Below are 22,005 nucleotides of genomic sequence, written 5' to 3' on the forward strand. Positions count from 1 at the left end.
TTTAATGCTCCTCACTTATAAGTTTATATCCTATACCACGAATGGTTAACAGCAGTTTAGGATTCCCAGGTTGCACCTCAATCTTTTCACGAAGTTTTCTGATATGAACCATAATCGTATTGTCATCTATAAAATGCTCTTCTCCCCAAACGTGAGCATAAATTTGTTCCTTGGATAGAACCTGTCCTGGGTGCTCACAAAAAAATTGAAGTAAGTGAAAGAGTTTTCCTGTTAGAATCGTTTTATGCCCAGCAACAGTAAGTTCAGCTGCAGCGATATTTAGCTGGAAACGACCGAAGTCAAATACCTGTTTCCATGTGGAGGTAGAAGTGGGGGATTTATATCGTTTCATCTGCACTTTGACGCGAGCAGCGAGTTCCATTGGGTTAAATGGTTTTGTAATATAATCATCCGCACCGTACATAAAACCGCGAAGTTTGTCGGCATCATTTGCTTTTGCTGATAGGAAAAAGATTGGAGCATCCGATTTGGTGCGTACCTTTTCCGCTAAGTCAAGACCGGTACCATCTGGTAGCATGATGTCGAAAATAAATAGGTCATAATTATATTGTGCAATAAGTGTTTCGGCAGTGTGATAACTCGTGCACACATCTATCTGATTAAAGCCCTCTTTTCTTAAAATGATATCTACCATATCCCCAATTGCTTGTTCGTCATCCACAACTAAAATTTTTGCATTTAACACTAATATCCACTCCAAAATTTAAGATTTCTTTAAGGTACGTTTCACGCTGATATAAGCTTCTTACTTTATACTAACAAACGAGCGATATAAAACTCTAGGAGGATTTCTAGTGAAAATGGAACGAGTAAAATTAATAGACAACCTAAGAGGTCTTAGTCTGTTTGGAATACTATTGGCGAATATGCTTATATTTCAATATGGAATGTGGGGGAAAGATGAAATTTCTTACTTCTCTTTGTCAGATCTTGACACAGGAGCATACAAATTTATAAAAATTGCAGTAGAAGGCAGTTTTATGCCGATTTTTACATTCCTATTTGGATACTCACTTATCAAATTGGTGGAATCTTTGAGAAAAAAAGAAGTAAGGGTAAGATGGTATTTAGTTAGACGGTTTATTTTACTCATTGTCTTCGGTATTTTGCATGGAACATATTTGTGGGAAGGAGATATTTTATCTTTTTACGGATTTATGGGACTCTTCCTATTAATCTTTATAAACAGAAAGAAAAAGACTCTTATTATTTGGGGAATTGTTCTGTTTCTATTAACAAGTGCGATGGGCTACGGAATATTAGAAGAAACAAAGGAAGAGATAGAGAAATTATCATCCTATATTGTAAAAACAAATAATGTGTATACAAATGGCACGTATGCAGAGATTATGGATCATCGAAATAATGAAAATCCACTATTGTTCGAAGATGAATTCTTCATCTTGTTCGTCATGATTTTAGCTCCTTTTATGACGGCTCCCTTATTTTTGTTCGGGATGGCAGCAGCCAAAGGGAACTTTTTTACACGACCGAATTTGGAGCAAAAACGGTATAAAATTGGCGCAATTCTTTTGCCAATCGGCTTAGCTTTAAAGGCATGTAGTATTCTTCTTCAAGAAAATGATTGGTCGGCAATATTATTAAATGTAGGTGCGCAGCTGCTTTCTCTTGGCTATATTTCTTTATTTGCACTTTTATTTGTAAGCTATTCTAATTCAAAAATATTTCGTGGTTTTGAAAGTGTTGGAAAGCTGTCCCTTACGAACTATATCATGCAAAGTGTTATATGCACGACTATTTTTTATGGCTACGGTTTAGGACTATTTGGAGACCTCGGAATGATAAATAGTATCATTCTTGGGCTTATCATTTTCGTCTTACAGTGTATATGTAGTTCCCTATATTTGAAAAAATTCCGACGAGGTCCATTAGAGATTATATTAAGAATGGGTACAAACTTTTCATGGAATGGTGCGGTGAAGCAAAGAAAAAAACGTTCGAAAAAATCAAAGAAAAATGAGCTTGAAAACACCTTGGTTTAATGAACCAAGGTGTTTTTTTCTTCAAAATATATCGATTTAAGTCCATTCTAAAATTTCAATGCGGTTACCAAAGGGGTCATTTACATAAATTCTATTTGCTCCCGGCAGATCGGTATCCACGATGTAGCTCACTTCATTTTTGGTCAAATGAATTTTCAATGCCTCTAAGTTTTCTACTTGAAAAGCTGGATGGGCTTTTTTAGCTGGTGCGAATGGTTCTTCAATACCGATATGAATTTGATAGTTGCCAAATTCAAACCAAGCACCACCTCTTTTTTTCAGCGATTCTGGCTTTTCCACTTCTTGGAATCCTAAAATATCTCCAAAGAAATGTTTGGCGATAGCCTCTGAACCTTTTGGAGCGGCTAACTGTACATGATCTATTGATTTAAAAACAAATGACATCATAAATCCCCCTTGTTTTATTCTATTATTATCATACGTGAGGGTTGGTCATTTGAAAAATTTATAATTATTATACAGAAGTATAAGAAATACTTATTTAACTGTCGTTTTGATTGAAATAAGTGGCAAAGAGTAACCAAAAAAAGTTTCCACCTCTCAACAAGGTGGAAACCCATTCACATTTTCAGCAATATCTTATTTACCGTATTTTGATTGCGCGCAGTAGACGCCATACCAAGCTTCTTTTCAAAGAAAGTATTTGTAAATTTAGTTTGATGATAGGTTTTCGATAGATTAATAATGACAGTGCGGCGATTCCATACGACAAATTCATCATCCACAAGGTTTTCGAGGACAGCAAGCTGTTCATCCGACACTTCTTTTTCTAAAAACATAACGTATACCTGTTCTTTTAAGAAGATGGGATGCAGCTGAATCTCTTCTAACTCGTCCTTCGAACGGACAACAACTGGTATATCAAAGCCGTAAGTTTCCCGAAGAGTAGACTGCAACTGCAACACGTCATAAGTTGTATTATCAAATATAACATTCCCAGTTTGGATATACGTCCGTATATTTTCATAACCCATCTCTTCAAATAGCACCTTCAATGACTTCATATCCACTTTATTTTTAGCGCCGAGATTAATACCACGAAGTAAAGCAACAAATGACAACATCATCACTCCCCAAATTTCACATGCTTTTATTTTAACGTAAAAGAGGGAGTGAAACAAAATCTATAAATGTAGCCACCACATATTTGTACAGCTTAAACCTAACACAACTAAAAACAAGCCGACTAATGCAAGATCTACTTTTCCGATGGTAATCACATGAAAATAACTACTTCTCCGATCACCAGTGAAACCTCTCGCTTCCATTGCGAAAGCAGCTCGCTCTGCTTTTCGTACAGCCCCTGCAAGCATAGGGATCAAAATACGTCGAATGGCAAGTAATCGTTGAAACGCATTTTTTTCCTGAGTAGCACCTCTTAATCGATGCGCCTGCCCAATTTGCACAAATTCATCTTTCAAAACGGGCAAAAACTGATATCCGACCATCACGCCATATGCGATTTTTGGTGAGAGCTTTAATTGCTGCATAAGACTTAAAATGAACTTCACTGGATTCGTCGTTAAAGCGAATAATAAAGACAAACTGGAAAATGCCAACACCCGAAAACTTAAAGATAGGGCGTGATTCAACTGTGTTTCGGTAATGTACACATTCCAAATAGACCATATAACTGGCCCAGATTGATCTTCCGCGAACACAAGCGTCGTCCAAAAATAACCGAAAGCAGTCACAAAAAATGGAAGCATAAATAATAACCATTTTTTCCAGCTGATTTGGCTGAACAACATTTGTAGCACTAGTACCCCGACCCAAAAAACAAGTGGAGTCCAAGGGTCGAAGAAGAATGCCATCGTGAACATACAAATCGTAATCGCTAAAAATTTCACCGAAGGATTCATCCTATGCAAAGCATTCTTCATGATGTACCATTCCTTTCGGATGAAGTAGGTGATGATCCAGTAACAATTGTCTGTCTTCCCACACAGTGTCAGCTGTATACTTTCCAGTCAAATGGCCATCTTTCATCAATAAAATCGAGTCAGCCAAACAATGAGCGAACTCCATATCATGAGTGACGATCAAAAATGTGGTACCTTCGTGTGCACGTTCATCGATTAATTGAAATAACTCGGACAAAGCCGCTGAGTCCTGACCAGAAGTCGGTTCATCCATTAGAATAATCTCTCTCCCATCACAAAGCATTGCTGCAATAGCCACTCGTCGCTTTTGCCCATGACTTACTGAAAATGGGTGGGAATCCGCAATAGGTAGCAGCTTCAATCTAGTCAACATTTCATCCACATTATTTCCGCCACCATAACCAACTTCGTCTCGCACATTTTTGGTAAGAAATAAAAACTCGGGAGATTGAGGAACATATCCTAAATACTTAGGTTGTACAGCCCCACTAGAAGGAACTAGCTGACATAATGCTTTCAACAAAGTAGACTTTCCGCTACCATTTGGTCCAGCAAGTACTGTTATTTCACCACGATTTAACGTAAAAGTGGTTTCTTGCAAAATGGGTTCTGCTAGTACTCTACTAACTACTAATGAAGCATTTTCTTGTATACTGCTTTTTCGTTTTTCTAACTTAGGAGTTACTTCGCCTTTATGCAAGGAAATACTTCTGTCAAAAAAGTCCCCCCATAAATCCAATCGATGCTCAATGGCCACAATCGTCATCTTTCGTTTTTGCTGTAAATCATCTAACCACTCTACATACTTTTTTGCAGTATAAGGATCTAAATGAGAGAGTGGTTCGTCTAGTAGCAGTATTTCCGGGTCCATAATAAGTGCGCATGCAGTAGCAATGCGTTGCTTTTGTCCACCAGATAGCTTCTGAATGATTGCGTGGCGAAACTCAGTTAACTCGGTTAAAGTCAGTACACCAGAGATTCTTTTTTCCATTTCTTCATGTTTAGTATGCAAATTTTCAAGCGTAAAAGCGAGTTCTTCTTCGACTGTTTGCATGCAAAACTGAGCATCTGGATCTTGAAAGACAGTTGCTATACGGTGGTTTATTTCCCCGGGAATAAAGGAAAGGCTATCTTTTTCAAAAAGTTTTACTGAGCCAGCCATAATTCCATCGCAGTTATCCGGATACAATCGATTACATAAATAAAGTAATGTCGTTTTCCCGCATCCACTTGGACCAGTGATGACTATACGTTCCCCTCGCTGCACGGTAAACGAAAGATCCTCCAGTATCCAATTTTCTTCATCTGGATAACGGAAACTTACTTTCTCAAATTGAATAACCTCATGCACGAACCTCACCCTTTTTCGAACGGGAAATAGCATATCCGCGAAGAGAACCGGTTGCAAGTAATCCGTCTGCTACTGCCTTTCCACCGACACCTGCAAGCAATGCCCCGCTTAGCACACGAATTCCGAGCATAAGTGCAACATAGCCGGTGCTATACACCGTAAATCCACCTAGAAAGTATCCATACGCAAAACTAAATAGTGAAGAACCGACACCAGCTAACATTAACACCCACAAGTCAAAGCGTTTGTAACGCGTTGCAGCAAATACTGCCTCTGCACCTAAACCTTGAATCACCCCTGAAAGAATTAATCGAGGTCCAACAGCATTTCCTAACAACACCTCTATAGCAGCAGCAATCGTTTCAGAAATAACTGCAGCACCGGGTTTTCGAATAATATACATACAAATAATTGACACGATAAACCAAATGCCAAAAATCCATTCATATGCAATCGGTCCTATAAAGCCAGCCCAAATATTGCCGACATGTAAAAATAGCAAGTAAACAATACCAAACACAACTGCAAATAAAGACATAAGTACAATCTCTTTTAACTTCCAAGATTTCAGCATATTAAAGACCCCCATGCGAAGGACTATTAATACTCATTGAAACCGTCATCACTAAATGCTTATATTCTTCAGAGCGAGCATTTGTAAAAGCTTCTTCGTAAAAAGCGAATACATCATGAATATCACCGTGAATTCCACTTGCATAATGCATCGACTCATTGAACACACCACGTTCTTTTGCTCGGTCTACCTCTCTGTAAATAACGTCCATATAATCAGGGTTATTCATTGGATAAAGGGCGAATTGGGAAGATACATATTGCTTCGTTATGTCATTATTCGCGACTTCATCTCCTTTGTCCAAATACACATCACCCGCAGAATCACCAGGACAACCTGCGGAAAAAGTACCAGATAAAGCAACGTGCACACCTGTTTTAGCGGCATTCAAAGTAATCGCTTTTGCCACATTAAATACATGTAATTGTTTCCCACGAATGACCGTTGACACGTCATCTGTATGCATCCACACATTCGAAGTATCCGTCTCCTTCAAAGCATCTTTAATCACCTTAATAAAATCATTTGTCATCGGATGTAACGAAAAACGAAATCCGATAATTGGGCTTAATCCACATTCCATTTATAAAACCTCCCTATATATTTTCATAAAAAAAGACCACATCCGTGAAGATGCAGTCACTAATCCAATACAAAAATATTAGGAAAGTCACCGCACTTCCTCACGCAGGTATTATCCTGATCGAGTAATAAGGGATCGGAGCTAAAAAGCTCTCATCACAGCCAAAGTGGGCACCCCTAGTGCAGAAAACGGTATGTAGTTTTTTTAATGTGCCCAAAGTATAACGTAGCTTTTTAAAGATGTAAATATGTTTGCAAAAATTCATACTTTCGTCCATGCTTTATTAAACACAACTATTTGGGTGCTGGGTGACTCATACTACTGACCGAAATGGAGGAACACCGGAAAGAAGCAGAGAAACACCCGAAAGTACAAAAGTAACACCTGAATAAATAAATTAAAGGGGGAAGAAGTTTTGGACAAATTATACATTACACGTAAACTACCTGAGGAGATTGTAGAGCCCTTAAGAAAAAAATTCGATGTACAAATGTGGCATAGCGAAAGCATTGCTATGACATATGATGAAATAAAAACAAATGCCAAAGAAGCACATGCTTTATGGACGATGCTATCTGATAATATCGATCGTGCACTAATAGAAAGTCTTCCAAATGTAAAAGTAATAAGTAACTTTGGTGTTGGCTATAACAATATAGACGTAGAGGCTGCCAAGGAGCATAGAATCATTGTTACTAACACACCTGGTGTACTAACAGAGACAACAGCAGACTTAACAATTGCTTTGCTATTGGCGACAGCCCGTCGAATTACAGAGGTTGAACAAGAAATTCGTGCAGGTAATTGGACTTCCCGGTCACCGATGCAATATACAGGAATGGATGTATTCGGTGCTACGCTTGGAATTGTTGGAATGGGTCGCATAGGGGAAGCAGTTGCTAGGCGTGCGAAAGGCTTTGACATGAACGTGTTATATCACAATCGTACTAGAAAACCAGATGCAGAAGAAACATATGGTTTTACTTATGCTGAATTAGACGACTTATTAAAGCAATCTGATTTTGTCATTCTGTTAACTCCACTAACACCAGAAACAAAGGGACTTATAGGTGAACGTGAACTAAACCTTATGAAGGAAACAGCAGCAATTATTAATGTCGCACGAGGTGGCATTGTTGATGAACAAGCTCTTTATGAAGCACTAGTATCCAAAAAAATATGGGCTGCAGGACTTGATGTATTTGAACAGGAGCCTGTACCGATGGATCATCCTTTATTGACATTACCTAACGTAACTGTGTTACCCCATATCGGTAGTGCCAGTATAAGAACACGTTTAGCAATGATGCAATTAAATGCAAAAGATATAGAAGCAGTGTTAGAAAACAGAGAACCTCAAAATCGTATTGTATAATGCTTAAAGAGTGGTCCTAATATATAAGGACCACTCTTTCTTTTTCACTAATTAATCAAACTAAATATCTCTCAATTGTAGATCAAATTACCTCTGATAATCCTTCTCTAAAGTAGAAAATTCAAAAAATCAAAGATTGAATCTAAGTGCCTATACAAAAACACGTAAATTTCATAATAAATACCATAAAAACAACGCATATAGATCATATAGTTAGATCTAAGTATTCAGAATTATTTAATAGTACATGTTGCTAATCCAATATTCATTGTACCTTAAACATAAGTGGGGGAAAACGAGCGTGATCGTAAATATATGAAAAATATTAGTTATTTAATATTTTCTAAATTTTTGACTAGGAAATAGATGTGTTATAGTCTAAATGATGGAGAGGGGTGGAGAATATTTTCAATATTAATAACGAAAGTCCTGTAAATAATTCGTATATAGAAATAAGTGGCGAATACTCTGGGTTAATAGTAGTGCTTTCGGTCGTCATAGCAGTAGTGGCATCCTATACGGCCCTGTCATTGAATAACCGAGCAAGAGAAAATAGTTTTTTTCATAAGAATTTCTGGTTATTGCTTGCCTCTATCTGTTTAGGATTTGGTATATGGTCTATGCATTTTGTAGGGATGGGTGCTTTTTCGTTACCAGTATACATGGATTACAACAATATTATTACGTTAGTTTCAATTATTCCTGCTATGCTAGCATCATTTATAGCTTTCTATTTGGCGAACCTTCCAAGACGAAACGTTTGGTCATACATTTTCGCTGGGATTGCAATGGGGGCAGGAATTTCCTCCATGCACTATATAGGGATGTATGCGATGGAAATGGATGCTGTCTATACTTATGACAGCCTACTGTTTGTAGCATCTATTTGTATTGCAATTATTGTTTCTGTAATTGCAGTCTACATTTTTTCAACGGTCCAAGCGTATAAGGAAAATTATATAATTCAACTTTTAATATCCTTAATCATGGGATTGGCTATCTCTAGTATGCATTATACAGGCATGGCTGCTATGCACTTTTATATTCCAAAAGGGTATGAATTGGACTTTGAGCATATCCATATGACGGAAATGTATGGACTAGCAATTATTGTGACGGTGGGTATGGCAATGATTTTGGGAATATTATTACTATCTAGCTTGATAGACCGTTACATCCAGTACCGTGCAAATTATTATGATGCATTAACACAATTACCAAATCGCCGGTTGTTTGAGAAAAAACTTCAGTCGCCTAAGGTTTTAGCTGTTTGGCATATACATGACTTGGAATATATTAATAGAGAGTTCAATTATGCTTTCGGTGATGATATGATTCGCGCGTTAGTACATCTCTTCAAATCTAAGGCACCCTCAAAGATAGAGACTTATCGAATAGAAGGGCATCGTATTGCTCTAATAGCTAGGGATGTGGATAGTGCAAAACAATTAATAGATGCTTTGAAGGAAATAGCAGATGTTCTTCGTCAACCTATACGCGTTAGAGACCAAGAAGTTTTTTCGTATGGCGTATGTGCAATATCTGAAGCAGATCATTCTGATAATACTTCTACTATTTATACAAATGTACTTGCGGTACTAAACTACCCATCTATTACGTATAATCATGATATTGTTTACTTTGACCCCAATATACATACGTATACATTTGAACGTGAAATAGCAGAAGACATCAATAGAGCTATGAGAGAAGATGAATTATTTCTCGTTTACCAACCGAAAGTTCGCATAACCTTTCAAAACATTGCAGGTCTTGAGACATTATTAAGATGGGATCATCCGAAGTATGGTGTTCTTTCACCTGCTGTTTTTATTCCTATTTTAGAGGAATATGATCGTATGATTAATGTGACAAATTGGATAATCGACAAAGTGTGTCAACAAATAGCTAACTGGAAACAAGATAATATTTCATTTAAGCAAGTTGCTATCAATATTCCAGGGGATTATGTAACTTCACCGCTATTATTAAAGGTATTAACACAAAAACTGAATGATTATGGTCTGGAACCCCCGCAGATAGAATTAGAAATAACAGAGAATAGTTTTGTTAAAAATATGGAAGAAGCTATGAGAGCGGTAGGAGCGTTTAGACGAGAAGGTTTCTCTGTCGCATTGGACGACTTTGGCACTGGCGTATCATCACTTTCTTATTTAAAGCAAATGCCGATATCCACCTTAAAAATAGATAAATCTTTTATAGATGATGTACCGATATCACCTAAAGATTCAGCAATTGTTCAAGCTATTATTACATTAGGAGAATCATTAGACTTAAATGTGGTCATCGAAGGAGTAGAAACGAAGGAGCAAGTAAATTTCTTAACAAACACTAGTAAAGACCCTATTTTTCAAGGATATTATTTTGCAAAACCGATGAAGCCTCTTGACCTTATTAAGTGGTATCAAGGAACTATGATATAGAAGCCAGAGTGGAAGGATGAATTCTTTCTATTTCTGGTTTTTTATTTTTCCATAAAAATTCAATGGCTTTTGGACATAAAAAGAGGGAAGTAATACTATAAAAGTATAGGAGGTGCTTATGAAGTGTCTAGATATGAGATAGAGCAAAACCTTACAAACATCGATATGAAGGCTCTTATTCCGTTAATAAGTAAGGAATTTAGAAAATACTTTACTAAAAATATTAAAGCGTTATATCACTATACAAACTTAGAAGGCGCACAAGGGATAATTAGCGATAAAACCTTTTGGGCTTCGCATATAAAGTTTATGAATGATTCTAAAGAATATAGTCATGGGCTAGAGGTCTGTGAAAGTATCGTACAGAAGCTCATTCATGAATTACCGGTAGAAAATCCTAGAAGAGCATACTTAGAAGAGGTTTTTACAATTCTAGAGGAGCAGGATACAGATATTTTTGTCGTGTCATTTTGCGAAAGTGGAGACCTACTAAGTCAGTGGAGAGGATATAGCAGAAGTCAGCATGGAATCTCAATTGGCTTTGACTTTTCATCCTTATTCGATGTTTCCTTTCATTTAAGTGAAGAAAACTTTTTTCCTCGAAAGGTGATATACGATCATAAGCTGCAAGAGAGAATTATTCGCAGAATTATAAACGTCTCGCTCATTAGCCTAGAGCTAAGCGAAGTAAAACCACAATTCTCGCCAAAGGAAGTGGCAAGAACGATTGGATACTTTCTTCCACTTTTTAAACATGCTACTTTTTCAGAGGAAAAGGAATGGCGAATTATTGTGACGAACTCCAAGAGTATGCCGTATCAGCATGAGCTCAAATTTCGTGCGCGAGATAATATTATTCTTCCATATATCGAGTTAGAAACACATAACAAAGTACTTCAAAATGACAATAGGCTTCCTGTCAATCAAATCATTATAGGCCCTTCTGGAACCAATGAATTCACAGCACGAAGTATTAATTATTATTTGAAAAATGTTGGATACCCAACTGTACCTATTAAACTTTCCCATATTCCTTATCGATAATAAGAAAAGCGGCAGACGCCCTCTAATTCAACAGCGGTGACAGGATGAAATTACCACTACTTTAACTTAATCTAATTCTATTATTACAGCGATAAGCTATGCAAAATATTATTGTTGAGAACTACACCCTTTATAGATTGAAGGCGTGCCCGCGGAAAGCATCCGCCTGAAACGACTCGGGCTGTATTGAACAGATGATGAACAGGAAGCAGATTCTTTTTTTATAACAAAGTGAAACCTATTACAGTGTAAAAGCGTAAATATGGTATAAAAATTAAAGGAGAAGTGCTTATGTCATTTTTCAATAAAGTATTGGCAAGTATCGGAGTTGGCGGGGCTAAAGTAGACACTAAATTAGAAAAGTCAGAGTTTACTGCTGGAGAAATCATGCAAGGTGTAGTGGAGGTAAGTGGTGGAAACGTAGAACAACAGATTGATGCGATCTACTTAACGCTAAATACAACTTATATTCGTGAATCGAATGATCGAAAATACACGGATGTAGCGGCTATTCAAAAACATAAAGTTACTGAACCTTTTACAATTGGAGCAAATGAAAAGAAAGTAATCCCCTTTTCACTAACACTTCCTGAAGACGCACCAGTTACTTATGGAAGCACCCGTGTATGGGTTAGCACAGGACTAGATATCAAGAATAGTGTAGATCCTACAGACAAAGATTATATTAACGTACGACCAACGAGACTAGCGACACATATTTTAGAGGCAATTGAACAACTTGGATTTAAAATAAGAAAAGTTGAATGTGAGAAAGCCTCCTATAAATTAGGTAGTCGATATCCGTTTGTACAAGAATTTGAATTCGTTCCGGTTAGCGGTTCCTATAGAGCAAAACTAGATGAACTAGAAATCCTATTTCTGTCTCAGTCCGCTCAATCAGCTGAAATTTTAATGCAGGTTGACCGAAGAGCAAGAGGTCTCGGGGGACTGTTAGCAGAGGCATTTGAAATGGACGAGAAATTCATTCGATTAACGATCAATGCACAAGACATTCCAATTATTAAAGACAAACTAAAGAGAGCTATAGGGATCTAGCGCATAATTCATTCAAAATGCATATAAAATAATAAGCACCTCCAACTATTTTTAAAATGGTTGGAGGTGTTTTGATGAATGAATCCTCTTTACTCAACATCCTTGTAGACTCAGACGTCGCCAGTCAACTGGTTGGATTTCAATTTAATTTTTCCCACTTGCCTGAAGGGCATTCTGGAGATGATGCACCTCTGCTTGTATTTTAGAGAATCCAATGATGTTGGGCATCTCTTTTGTAGATAATATTCGCTCTTGCTCCGCTGATTTTGCCAACGTTTCAAACACGAGAAGTATTTTAGATAAATCGCTATCAGATAGTACGGGGCGACTTTTGTATTTAGCAGAGGAATCTAGTAAATATCCAAGGTGGTCAATTGAATGGATTGCTGGAAATAGCAAATCTAGCTTTGTATTGTTTCGTGGTATTTCCCCTAATGCTGTAGAATATACAATTTGTAAATTAGCTAAGTTTGTTCGCATTTTTATACGCTCTTTTGAATGCTCAGGCTCCACTAATGATGGTCCCTGTGAGAACAGAGTAAGTAAAAATTGCTGTTCACTACGAATTGTTTTAGCCATCGTATGAGCAAGTAGACTAGCTGCACTCTTTCGGTTCATCAAAAAAGCCCCTATGAGCCCAATGGCACTCCCTATTAGAACATCAATCACGCGAGCGGAAGCAAAATAGGAGATATCATGAATTTTAGTAGTACTCTCAGCTAGCAGAAGAGCATTAGGTGTGATGAATAAAGCTGCAATTCCGTAATTCAGTACTATGGCAAGCTCTGTTAGAAATGTTAGGAAGAAAATAGCAATTGCAATAATATAACCTTCGGGTTGAAAGTATAGAATTAATGTCGCAGTTAATATTCCAATAATTGTCCCTAAAGATCGCTGAATTGCACGGTGAAAGGTTGCCATAATAGTTGCACCTGATAGGACTGCTGCGCACGATAGTGTAACCCAATAAGAACGGTTAAAATCAAATGATTGCGCGATAATAGCGGCTACAAACAATACAAATCCATATCGAAAAGCGTTTAAAAATACTACAGAATTTTTATCAAATGCCCCATCTAATACAACTCTTAAAGAGGGCTTAGGAATAACTATTTCTCGTTGAATGACAGACATTGATTCACTTGCAATAATAGCAGCATCTTTAACTAAATCATGTAAAATAGTTAAATCATTTGTAATTCCATCCTCTAGAATTTTTATTCTAGATTTTGAGTTATCAAGTGATTGGCCAATAGAGCGGATTGATTCACTCAACTCAATAGGTAATCGCTGTTCACTTGATTCCATTTTCTCAATGATGTGTAGAAAGATGTTATTCGCCTTTTCGTTTAGTAAATATAGTCGTTTATAGGGTTCTGTTACCCGCCATGGAATATAACCAGACTGTATTAAATCACCTGCTGTTTTTAAAGCAGCAATAATTTTTGGTTTGGATTCATTTAATGGATTGGATCCAACTAGCTCTATGAAGTCAGCTAGCTCCAAATACACTTTTTTCACGGCCATCCTTTCGGGTCCATGAGGATTATTTAACCAACCACTCATCCCCATAATCCATGAAAATGCTCCACCTAAGAATACAAGTCCCGCTCGAATAGGAGCAAGTTCAGGATCAACTGGCATACCAGTAGCCATTAAAAAGGTTAGGACAAAGAAAATAGCAGCTGGTCCAGTGATTCTTAGTGCTCCAAATAAGAAAGTGACAAGAGCCCCAATAATAGCGACCGATATTGCAATCAAAAAGGTATAGGGAGCAAGTAAAGTTCCTAGTCCCATAACAAATGATAGTCCGATTACAGCAAATAATAATTTTTTGGCTCTAAGAGCATAAGGGATATTAAACACATATAGATAGGTCAAGCCACCGATTCCTGCTATCAGACCGTATTCCAAGTTTCCAAATAAGAATCCAATGAGGACTGGTAAACCTGCACAAACTCCTGCAGTAAAAGCTTTTAGCCAAGGAAGTGGGTTTTTATTCACGGTAAATGCTTGTTTAATGGCTAAAAGTAGCGTATCCATTACTGACTCAGTAAGTTTATGTTTCAAGTGGATTCCCCTCCTTTATCATGGTTTAAGAAAACTAATTATACTGCTGATATTATGAAAATAAAATTATAGGTTCTAACTGTATAAAGTAGAGCGAATGTCCAATATAACTAATTTATGTTGTGCGTATTTTAATGAAATATCCTCTTTTTTGACATCAAACTAACCATTGGTTACAATATAACCGATGGTTAGTTTGATGGGAAGAGGTCATATAATATGAAAAGTAAACAAGAGCAACGCTCAGAGGAAACCAAAAAGTTGATATTGGAATCTGCGGCAAATTTATTTGCCAAAAAAGGATATGATGCAGTAACGATTCGAGAGATTGCAAAGGATGCGGGCTGTTCACATACGGCAATTTATCTATATTTTAAAGATAAGGAAACATTACTTTATCAACTTTCATTGCCATCCTTGAATCAATTACATCAAAAATTGAAGGCTACTTCACAGATGGATTCATTATCATCTGAAAGCAAGCTAAAAGAAATTAGCTTAGAGTATATTTCCTTTTGTTTAAAAAACCGCAATATGTATGATATTTTTTTCAACGCTAAATCCTCGAGAGTAGATGAAAAGCCGGAATTAGAGGTCAACCAACTTAGATTTGAAATCTTTGAACTATTGAAATCGATTATCGGGGAGAATCTCTCCATTTCAAATGATGAACAACTTTTAGCATTTTCTCGAATTTATTATTACCAATTGAATGGGGTATTGAGCACTTACTCCTATCAGCATGAACCGCACGATGTTCTAATGGAAAGATTGGAACCAACATTTAACCTAGCAATAGAAATTTTACTTTTAGGTTCTCAAGAAAAATTAAAGTAAGGGGTAATGACGATGCAGGTGAAAAAGATTTCCGAGCATATATGGAGCTTGAAAATGTGGGTGATCATTCCAATCCATGTATGGATAGTAGTCGATGAGGAAGGAATTACATTAGTAGATGCAGGAATGCCAATAATGACAAAAGGAATCATGAACTTTATGGAACAACTAAATGCCGGTACTTTACAGAGAATACTCTTGACACATGGTCACTCCGATCATGTTGGGGCGGTAAAGGGAATTTTGAAAAAGTATAAAGTTCCAGTGTATGCTCATCAAATTGAAATCCCTTATATGGAGGGCGAAGCCGTTTATCCAAAACGAAAAAAGTTGGAGAATAATCTTCCAAAAACATTAACGAGATCACTATTAGAAGAAGACTCACAAAAATTAAAGCAAATCGGGGGACTTACCCCTTATTTCACACCAGGTCATTCTCCAGGTCATGTAGTCTATTACCATGAACAAGACCAAGTACTATTAGCTGGAGATCTGTTCACATCTAAAAAGGGAAAGCTCAAGCAACCTATGCCTGCTTTCACAGCAGATATGAAGCAAGCCGTAGAAAGTGCAAATATTATAAGCCAATTAAAACCAAAGCAGCTAGAAGTGTGTCATGGAAATACAGTGTTTCAACCTTACGATCAACTAGAGGAATACATAAAAACTATGGAGAGAAAGCTAGGGGGTCATTAGGGTTGTTGATATTCAAATATACGGTATTTGGAATGTTTTTTGCTATGGAGCTATTTACGCTAGGTGCTTTTTCTTACTGGGGCTTTCACATGAACAAAGGATGGTTCATCAATACTGTATTTGGAATAGGAACACCCTTACTAGTTGCAATATTTTGGGGAACATTCATTGCTCCGAAAGCCACTTTTCCGGTGACAATTCCTATTCGAATACTACTTCAAATAATCGTATTTGCCCTTGCTACCACTGCACTAATTACGGCAGGAAAAGGTAAGTTGGCTATTATATTTGGTTTTATTGTTTTAACGGAAATGATTTTAATGTACTCCATAGAGGAATGAAAAAGTATAACGCCCGAACTATTATCTAATGGTTTGGGCTTTTTTTACAGGTTTTTAAACATCTCACTAAGCTATTAAGCGGATACATTGGACAGATTAAGTGGAGTATTCGAGAAAAACTCTTAGAAGGAAATATTGGAAGCTATGTAGAATTAAAGGATATACAATTGTTGAAAAGAGGGAGTAATTATTTGGTGGAATGGTGAAATTGTTGAACAGATAATGATAGTTTTTGGATGGATCGTAATTGGCATAATTGTCTCGCGTCTATATAAAATGCAATTGGAGAAGCCTGTGATTTGGAAAGTAATCGTAGTTCTTCTCATAGGTCTATTTACATTTTCCTTGAACTTGGATTTTCTTGGCCAAGTAGTACAGATTTCTATCCTTCCTCTTGGCGTGTGGATTTTATACTGGTCTTTAAGAAAGAATGAACCAGCCTGGCAAAAGTATCGACCATTTGCTTGGTTAGGCTTTGTGGCTAATTATATTTTATTGATATTCCTATTGGTTGGAATACCGCTAAATCATCTTCTTTACCAGGGAAATAACCTAAGCACGTATATTTCTAATGTGGAGGATGCCTATATTATTAATACGCATCCAACGGCAAACAAAAGCTCTCTTATTAAGGGAAACTTAATAGCCTCTATACAAGATGCTAAGCAACAAGATTACTTCAGTGATAGTTGGTACAACGAGACACTTATAGGACCAAATAAAACAACTGAACGCTTTCCTTATATGCTAATGAATACTCTTCCAAAATGGGGTAGTGGGCTTAGTACTACTATTTATCTAGAGAAAAACGGGAAAGGCATATTAATAACTACACAGGAGAAGCAATTATATTTTCAAACGGAAAATTCCCTGTTAGAGGAGGCGGAATAGGTGAAGAAGACAATCGTACTTGCCTCCATACTAATCGGGGTTATTTTACTTTCTGCGAGTTTCTGGTATTACACTTCGGGTCCAACATCGTTTCCAACAAATGAACAGCTAGTGGAAGAGATGACTGATCATTTTTCAGTAGTTTCTAATAGTGAAATTCAAGATACTGTCTTTTTAGATGACCATCATGTGTTTGTTCCTTTTATAGCAGAGGGTGAAATGTATGGGTTTAGTTTATGGGAGTGGAACAATCGTAAATGGGATGAGGTTCTCGTTTCAACAAATGGGGATATACGAGTATGGAAGATTGATAGTAAGGATCCAACAACCTACCATATCGTTTGGAACTACCCACCCCAAGATCAGTTAGATTATATGAAGTTCTACTTTATCAATAAAAGAGGATATCAAGTTAGTGATGGTGAAGAACACTACGAACCAGGTATGCAACTAGAGCAAACAATCACATTATCAGAGAATCTTTATGGAAGTATGAAGCTTTCGACGGAGTGGGTTTCAGTTATTAATTCATTAATCGATTCTCGAATGGTCTCAACATATTATTTTGGTTGGAGGGCTTTTGATAGGTCAGATAAAATTATGTATCCTGAAGGAACTGAAAATGGAAGTTCTTCCTGGGGCGGAGATACACATATCGAATTTACCCACTTTATAGAGGAAACCGAACTAGAGTAGGCGTGCATTATACAAATTACTAAAATAAAATAATTATGCAAGCGCTTGCATAATTATTTTGGAAAGATTAAAATAACTCTATTAAGTTCATTTAGGGCGGTGAAAAAATGGGGCAACAATTGGATCCTTGGTGGAAAAAAAGTGTCGTGTATCAAATTTATCCGAGAAGCTTTATGGATTCAAATGGTGATGGTATTGGTGATATTCAAGGTATTATTTCCAAGTTGAACTACCTTCAAAAGTTAGGGGTAGATGTTATTTGGTTGAGTCCAGTTTATGATTCTCCGAATGATGATAACGGCTATGATATTCGAAACTACCGAACAATTATGCAGGAATTTGGAACAATGGAAGATATGGAACAGTTGATAGAGGAAGCCAAAAAACGTGGAATACGAATTTTAATGGATTTAGTGGTCAATCATAGTTCGGATGAGCACGGGTGGTTTGTAGAGTCGAGAGCTTCCAAAGATTCTAAGTATCGAGATTACTATATTTGGAGAGAGGGGAAGGATGGTCACCCACCTAATAACTGGGGCTCCGTTTTCTCGGGCTCCGCTTGGGAAAAAGACGAGCTTACTGATTCGTATTATTTACATTTATTTTCTAAAAAGCAGCCAGACCTAAATTGGGAGCATCAGCCTCTACGGGAGGAAGTGTACCAACTAATGGAGTATTGGCTGAAAAAAGGGATTGGTGGCTTCCGCATGGATGTTATCAACTTTATCTCGAAGGATGAACAGCTACCAGATGGTATAGTGCATCCAAATAAATTATATGGGGATGGAAGCCCTTATTTTATTAATGGACCGAAAATTCACCCTTACCTGCAAGAGATGAATGAAAAAGTATTGAGTAAATATGATGTGGTTACGGTCGGAGAAATGCCTGGAGCGACAACCGATGATGCTCGCATTTATACAAATCCTAATAATAAAGAAGTGAATATGGTTTTCACATTCGAGCATATGGATTTAGACAGTGGAGCATACGAAAAATGGAATGTGCAGCCGTTAAAGTTAATCGATTTAAAAAGAAATTTCGAAAAGTGGCAGCATGCACTTCATAAAGTGGGCTGGAATAGCTTATATTGGAACAACCATGATCAACCACGGGTAGTATCCCGTTTTGGTGATGATGGGGAATACAGAGAACTCTCCGCCAAAATGTTAGCTATCTGTCTACATCTGTTACAGGGAACCCCTTATATTTATCAGGGAGAGGAGCTTGGGATGACAAATGTGGAATTCCAGGTGTTAGAAGATTACCGAGATATTGAGACATTGAATATGTATCAGGAAAAAATTGAGCAAGGAATTTCGCACGAAGACATTATGTCTGGTATTTATGCAAAAGGTCGGGATAATGCAAGAACACCTATGCAATGGACATCAGAGGGTGGCTTTACGACAGGTACTCCGTGGATTCGAATGAACCCCAATACAGATGAGATAAATGTCGAACAAGCTATAAATGATTTATCATCTATTTTTTATACGTATCAAAAGCTAATACAGCTTAGAAAGCAGCATGACATTATTATACACGGTAGCTTCCAGCTATTACTTGCGGATCATCCAAACTTATTTGTTTATAAACGCCAGCTGCCTGATGAAGAATGGCTAGTAGTTACAAATTTCTCCAATCAATCGGAGCAGCTAGAATGGAAAGCCTGTGACGTGCCATCAGAATCAGGTAAACTCATTATTTCAAACTATGACACGGTCCAAAAAAATGAAAAAATAGTAGAAATCCGTCCATATGAAGCCTTTGTGGTCGCTTTTAAAAAGGGGATAGAGAATTGAAGAAAGTACTGGGAGTAGACATTGGGGGAACGAAAATACGGATGGGTGTCGTAAACGAACAGGGTGAAGTTCTAGTTGATAAGACGATACCTACTGTATTGCCTCTATATCCATACTTAGAGGAGCAGGTACTTGCTATGAAGAACGATGTTCCAGACATAGCGGGAATAGGCATTGGAACAAGGGGAATGGTAGATGCAGCAACGGGTGTCATCACATTTGAAACAGAAATGCCTGGGTGGCAAGGAACGCCTGTAAAAGCATTGCTTGAAGCGGCAACTGGACTTCCTGTAGAGATAAACAACGATGCCAATTGTGCTGCACTAGCAGAAGCAAGACTTGGTGCAGCAGCAGGATACAAACAAGTCGTTTGCCTAACAGTTGGAACAAAACTTGGTGGGGGCATAGTGCTAGATGGAAAAGTGATGAATGGGACAAATGGTGGCGGTGGCGAGGTTGGTCATTTAATATTGTATCCAAACGGTATAGTATGTGGATGTGGCAGACCCGGCTGTAGTGAAGAGTACGTATCTGGAACGGCTATCAAAAGACTTATCCAAGAGGGAAATGTCATCAATGCAGAAACCAATGAATTGGCGAAGCCCCATGATGTATTCCGTTTAGCTGCAAATGGTCATACTGGAGCAATAGCAGTACGAGAGCGTTTCCTTTCTGACTTCGCGATTGTTATCTCCAGTCTTCAAGCAGTGCTTGATATGGACTGTGTCGTTATAGGAGGCGGGGTATCCGACTCTGCAGAATATTGGTGGGAAGAGCTTCTTGCTAAAGTAGAACCACTTAAGCTAAAACCAGTTCAAGTGACCCGTGCAACTTTTGGCAACGAAGCAGGTATGCTAGGAGCTGCTATGCTTGTAATAGATTCTACAAAGTAACCTAAAAGTGTGCATGAGATCATGCACGCTTTTTTTAAAAGAACCTAACTCCTTCGCTTTCTTATATAATGTAGGGCAGATTTTCCTAACCATAAGTCCTTTCCCATCATATCCTAATGCACAACGAATATGTATGAATTGGTGGTTAGCATTATGAAGTCGCTTGTATTTATTGGAACCTATAAATTTGGTACAAGTAAAGAGGCGTTAACGATCGCTAAGGAAATGGGATACGCCGTTATTCTATTCACTGATAAGCAAAGTCATCTTGATTTCTTAGAAGTAGATCAAGTTATTTTAATAGACAACTTATTGAACGAGCAACATGTCATGAATGAAATCTTAGTGCTACAGAAAATAGGTAAACAAATATGTGCATGTGTTAGTTTCATTGATCCGTATGTTTCTTACGCAGCTCGTCTTTCGAAACTACTAGGTTTAAAGGTAGTCTCCTTAAAACCATTAAGCTTAATGGAAAACAAAATAACTCTAAGAGAAACATTAAAGCATCTCCCTATAACTCCTGCATATTGGATAATCCATCCAGAGGACTCCCTTCAAAAATTAAAGTGTATATCCCATCTTCCTTTAATCATAAAAGCACCTGTTTCAAACGGCTCCAAGGATGTGTTAATGGTTAAAACACCAGCCAAGCTGACGAATGCCATCCAATATTTGAGGGATAAATATCCTAATAGTAGCTTACTAATAGAAGAATTTTTAGAAGGATCGCAGTATCTCGTTGAATTGGTCATCCAAAATGATGAACTAAAATTTATGGAGGTAATGGAGCAAGACGTCATCTACAATGGGAAGTTTATTGTCGGTGCTTATAAGTACCCGGCAATATTAGAAGAAAACTTATATAAAACCCTTATTTCTCATATTTCAACCATCATGGGGGAAATAGGATTTTCAAACGGTTCATGTCATATGGAGATGAAGCTAGTTCAAAATGAATGGATGCTAATTGAAATAAACCCGAGAATGTCAGGAGGTGTCATGAACCAAATTATAGAAGAAGGTACAGGCATTAATCTTCTGAAAGAAATATTAAATATTTATTTAGGAGAAGAACCTGAATTCACAAAAACAAGGAACCAATACGTAAATGCAAGATATTTAACTATTCAATCAAGAGGGAAACTACTGAAAGTCAAAGGAAAGGAACGGGCGTTAGAGCATGATGGAGTCAAATACGTTTATATAAAGCCGGTGGCAGGGGCAGTCCTCAAGAAACCTCATTCCATGGGAGACAGATATGCTTGTATCATTGCAGTTTCTGAATCAGCAGGCCAAGCGGAAGAAATTGCTTTATGTGCTGCTAAGGAAATAAAATTTTATCTCGAGCCCTTTTAATAAAAAAGTAGATGCTTTTACCCGTGCCTATTGTTAAGTTCTTAATATGATAAGAATAACAA

The 22,005-nt window shown here is 37.3% G+C and carries 21 protein-coding genes and 1 riboswitch; of the genes, 13 read left to right on the forward strand and 8 right to left on the reverse strand.

From position 1 onward, the window contains the following. Position 1: 1 nt before the first annotated feature. Entirely contained in the window at positions 2–706 is a 705-nt protein-coding gene (locus tag KD050_RS12080) for a response regulator transcription factor (protein ID WP_211892609.1), read from the reverse strand. Positions 707–821: 115 nt separating this feature from the next. Here KD050_RS12080 and KD050_RS12085 point away from each other — a divergent pair, with 115 nt between their 5' ends. Then, positions 822–2,024 carry a DUF418 domain-containing protein gene (locus KD050_RS12085; protein ID WP_370627229.1) on the forward strand — a complete coding sequence of 401 codons (1,203 nt, stop codon included), beginning with the start codon at positions 822–824 and terminating at the stop codon, positions 2,022–2,024. 36 nt (positions 2,025–2,060) lie between these two features. Here the strand turns inward: KD050_RS12085 and KD050_RS12090 are convergent, their stop codons facing one another. The 6 genes from KD050_RS12090 to KD050_RS12115 all read right to left on the reverse strand — a co-directional run bounded on the left by KD050_RS12090 (position 2,061) and on the right by KD050_RS12115 (position 6,436). After that, a complete protein-coding gene (locus KD050_RS12090) occupies positions 2,061–2,429 on the reverse strand; it encodes a VOC family protein (RefSeq protein ID WP_211892611.1) in 369 nt (122 codons plus the stop codon). Between the two features lie 176 nt (positions 2,430–2,605). After that, a complete protein-coding gene (locus KD050_RS12095; RefSeq protein WP_211892612.1) occupies positions 2,606–3,106 on the reverse strand; it encodes a DUF1697 domain-containing protein in 501 nt (166 codons plus the stop codon). Between the two features lie 63 nt (positions 3,107–3,169). Continuing rightward, on the reverse strand, positions 3,170–3,895 hold the full coding sequence (locus tag KD050_RS12100) for an energy-coupling factor transporter transmembrane component T family protein (RefSeq protein ID WP_370627067.1): 726 nt from the start codon (positions 3,893–3,895) through the stop codon (positions 3,170–3,172). A gap of 13 nt (positions 3,896–3,908) precedes the next feature. Continuing rightward, positions 3,909–5,279 (reverse strand): ABC transporter ATP-binding protein, encoded by a 1,371-nt coding sequence (locus KD050_RS12105; RefSeq protein ID WP_235753802.1) that lies wholly within the window; start codon positions 5,277–5,279, stop codon positions 3,909–3,911. Continuing rightward, on the reverse strand, positions 5,272–5,853 hold the full coding sequence (locus KD050_RS12110; protein ID WP_211892614.1) for an ECF transporter S component: 582 nt from the start codon (positions 5,851–5,853) through the stop codon (positions 5,272–5,274). Before KD050_RS12110 ends, KD050_RS12105 begins: the two co-directional genes overlap by 8 nt. Position 5,854: 1 nt before the next feature. Beyond that, the gene (locus KD050_RS12115) at positions 5,855–6,436 is read right to left on the reverse strand and encodes a YkoF family thiamine/hydroxymethylpyrimidine-binding protein (RefSeq protein WP_211892615.1); all 582 of its coding nucleotides are present in this window, start codon (positions 6,434–6,436) and stop codon (positions 5,855–5,857) included. Positions 6,437–6,516: 80 nt separating this feature from the next. Continuing rightward, positions 6,517–6,624: riboswitch (TPP riboswitch) on the reverse strand. A 227-nt stretch (positions 6,625–6,851) separates the two neighbouring features. On the opposite strand from KD050_RS12115, the gene KD050_RS12120 reads away from it, so the two are divergent. The 4 genes from KD050_RS12120 to KD050_RS12135 all read left to right on the forward strand — a co-directional run bounded on the left by KD050_RS12120 (position 6,852) and on the right by KD050_RS12135 (position 12,355). Next, positions 6,852–7,811 carry a 2-hydroxyacid dehydrogenase gene (locus KD050_RS12120; RefSeq protein ID WP_211892616.1) on the forward strand — a complete coding sequence of 320 codons (960 nt, stop codon included), beginning with the start codon at positions 6,852–6,854 and terminating at the stop codon, positions 7,809–7,811. 395 nt (positions 7,812–8,206) lie between these two features. Beyond that, the gene (locus KD050_RS12125; protein WP_211892617.1) at positions 8,207–10,255 is read left to right on the forward strand and encodes a bifunctional diguanylate cyclase/phosphodiesterase; all 2,049 of its coding nucleotides are present in this window, start codon (positions 8,207–8,209) and stop codon (positions 10,253–10,255) included. A 123-nt stretch (positions 10,256–10,378) separates the two neighbouring features. Then, on the forward strand, positions 10,379–11,299 hold the full coding sequence (locus KD050_RS12130; RefSeq protein WP_211892618.1) for a DUF2971 domain-containing protein: 921 nt from the start codon (positions 10,379–10,381) through the stop codon (positions 11,297–11,299). Between the two features lie 291 nt (positions 11,300–11,590). Beyond that, entirely contained in the window at positions 11,591–12,355 is a 765-nt protein-coding gene (locus KD050_RS12135) for a sporulation protein (protein ID WP_211892619.1), read from the forward strand. A gap of 144 nt (positions 12,356–12,499) precedes the next feature. Here the strand turns inward: KD050_RS12135 and KD050_RS12140 are convergent, their stop codons facing one another. After that, the gene (locus KD050_RS12140) at positions 12,500–14,425 is read right to left on the reverse strand and encodes an FUSC family protein (protein ID WP_235753803.1); all 1,926 of its coding nucleotides are present in this window, start codon (positions 14,423–14,425) and stop codon (positions 12,500–12,502) included. A gap of 219 nt (positions 14,426–14,644) precedes the next feature. Here KD050_RS12140 and KD050_RS12145 point away from each other — a divergent pair, with 219 nt between their 5' ends. The 8 genes from KD050_RS12145 to KD050_RS12180 all read left to right on the forward strand — a co-directional run bounded on the left by KD050_RS12145 (position 14,645) and on the right by KD050_RS12180 (position 21,943). Further along, positions 14,645–15,262 carry a TetR/AcrR family transcriptional regulator gene (locus tag KD050_RS12145; RefSeq protein ID WP_211892620.1) on the forward strand — a complete coding sequence of 206 codons (618 nt, stop codon included), beginning with the start codon at positions 14,645–14,647 and terminating at the stop codon, positions 15,260–15,262. Between the two features lie 12 nt (positions 15,263–15,274). Beyond that, entirely contained in the window at positions 15,275–15,958 is a 684-nt protein-coding gene (locus tag KD050_RS12150; protein WP_211892621.1) for an MBL fold metallo-hydrolase, read from the forward strand. Positions 15,959–15,960: 2 nt separating this feature from the next. Beyond that, positions 15,961–16,299, forward strand: a complete 339-nt coding sequence (locus tag KD050_RS12155; RefSeq protein ID WP_211892622.1) for a YrdB family protein — start codon at positions 15,961–15,963, stop codon at positions 16,297–16,299. Positions 16,300–16,593: 294 nt separating this feature from the next. Further along, complete coding sequence (locus KD050_RS12160; protein WP_211892623.1) at positions 16,594–17,190, forward strand: hypothetical protein; 597 nt, start codon at positions 16,594–16,596, stop codon at positions 17,188–17,190. Then, positions 17,191–17,886, forward strand: a complete 696-nt coding sequence (locus KD050_RS12165; protein ID WP_211892624.1) for a hypothetical protein — start codon at positions 17,191–17,193, stop codon at positions 17,884–17,886. It begins immediately after the preceding gene. A 107-nt stretch (positions 17,887–17,993) separates the two neighbouring features. Further along, on the forward strand, positions 17,994–19,691 hold the full coding sequence (locus KD050_RS12170) for a glycoside hydrolase family 13 protein (RefSeq protein ID WP_211892625.1): 1,698 nt from the start codon (positions 17,994–17,996) through the stop codon (positions 19,689–19,691). Beyond that, positions 19,688–20,584 (forward strand): ROK family protein, encoded by an 897-nt coding sequence (locus tag KD050_RS12175; RefSeq protein ID WP_211892626.1) that lies wholly within the window; start codon positions 19,688–19,690, stop codon positions 20,582–20,584. The genes KD050_RS12170 and KD050_RS12175 overlap by 4 nt, the downstream gene beginning before the upstream one ends. A 153-nt stretch (positions 20,585–20,737) precedes the next feature. Continuing rightward, the gene (locus tag KD050_RS12180; RefSeq protein ID WP_211892627.1) at positions 20,738–21,943 is read left to right on the forward strand and encodes an ATP-grasp domain-containing protein; all 1,206 of its coding nucleotides are present in this window, start codon (positions 20,738–20,740) and stop codon (positions 21,941–21,943) included. Positions 21,944–22,005: the final 62 nt, after the last annotated feature.

The sequence above is a fragment of the Psychrobacillus sp. INOP01 genome (assembly GCF_018140925.1).
Taxonomy (GTDB): Bacteria; Bacillota; Bacilli; order Bacillales_A; family Planococcaceae; genus Psychrobacillus.

Coding starts and splice junctions, on each gene's coding strand:
- KD050_RS12085 (WP_370627229.1), top strand. CDS start 822: ATGGAACGAGTAAAATTAATAGACAACCTAAGAGGTCTTAGTCTGTTT.
- KD050_RS12090 (WP_211892611.1), bottom strand. CDS start 2,429: ATGTCATTTGTTTTTAAATCAATAGATCATGTACAGTTAGCCGCTCCA.
- KD050_RS12110 (WP_211892614.1), bottom strand. CDS start 5,853: ATGCTGAAATCTTGGAAGTTAAAAGAGATTGTACTTATGTCTTTATTT.
- KD050_RS12115 (WP_211892615.1), bottom strand. CDS start 6,436: ATGGAATGTGGATTAAGCCCAATTATCGGATTTCGTTTTTCGTTACAT.
- KD050_RS12135 (WP_211892619.1), top strand. CDS start 11,591: ATGTCATTTTTCAATAAAGTATTGGCAAGTATCGGAGTTGGCGGGGCT.
- KD050_RS12145 (WP_211892620.1), top strand. CDS start 14,645: ATGAAAAGTAAACAAGAGCAACGCTCAGAGGAAACCAAAAAGTTGATA.
- KD050_RS12150 (WP_211892621.1), top strand. CDS start 15,275: ATGCAGGTGAAAAAGATTTCCGAGCATATATGGAGCTTGAAAATGTGG.
- KD050_RS12170 (WP_211892625.1), top strand. CDS start 17,994: ATGGGGCAACAATTGGATCCTTGGTGGAAAAAAAGTGTCGTGTATCAA.
- KD050_RS12180 (WP_211892627.1), top strand. CDS start 20,738: ATGAAGTCGCTTGTATTTATTGGAACCTATAAATTTGGTACAAGTAAA.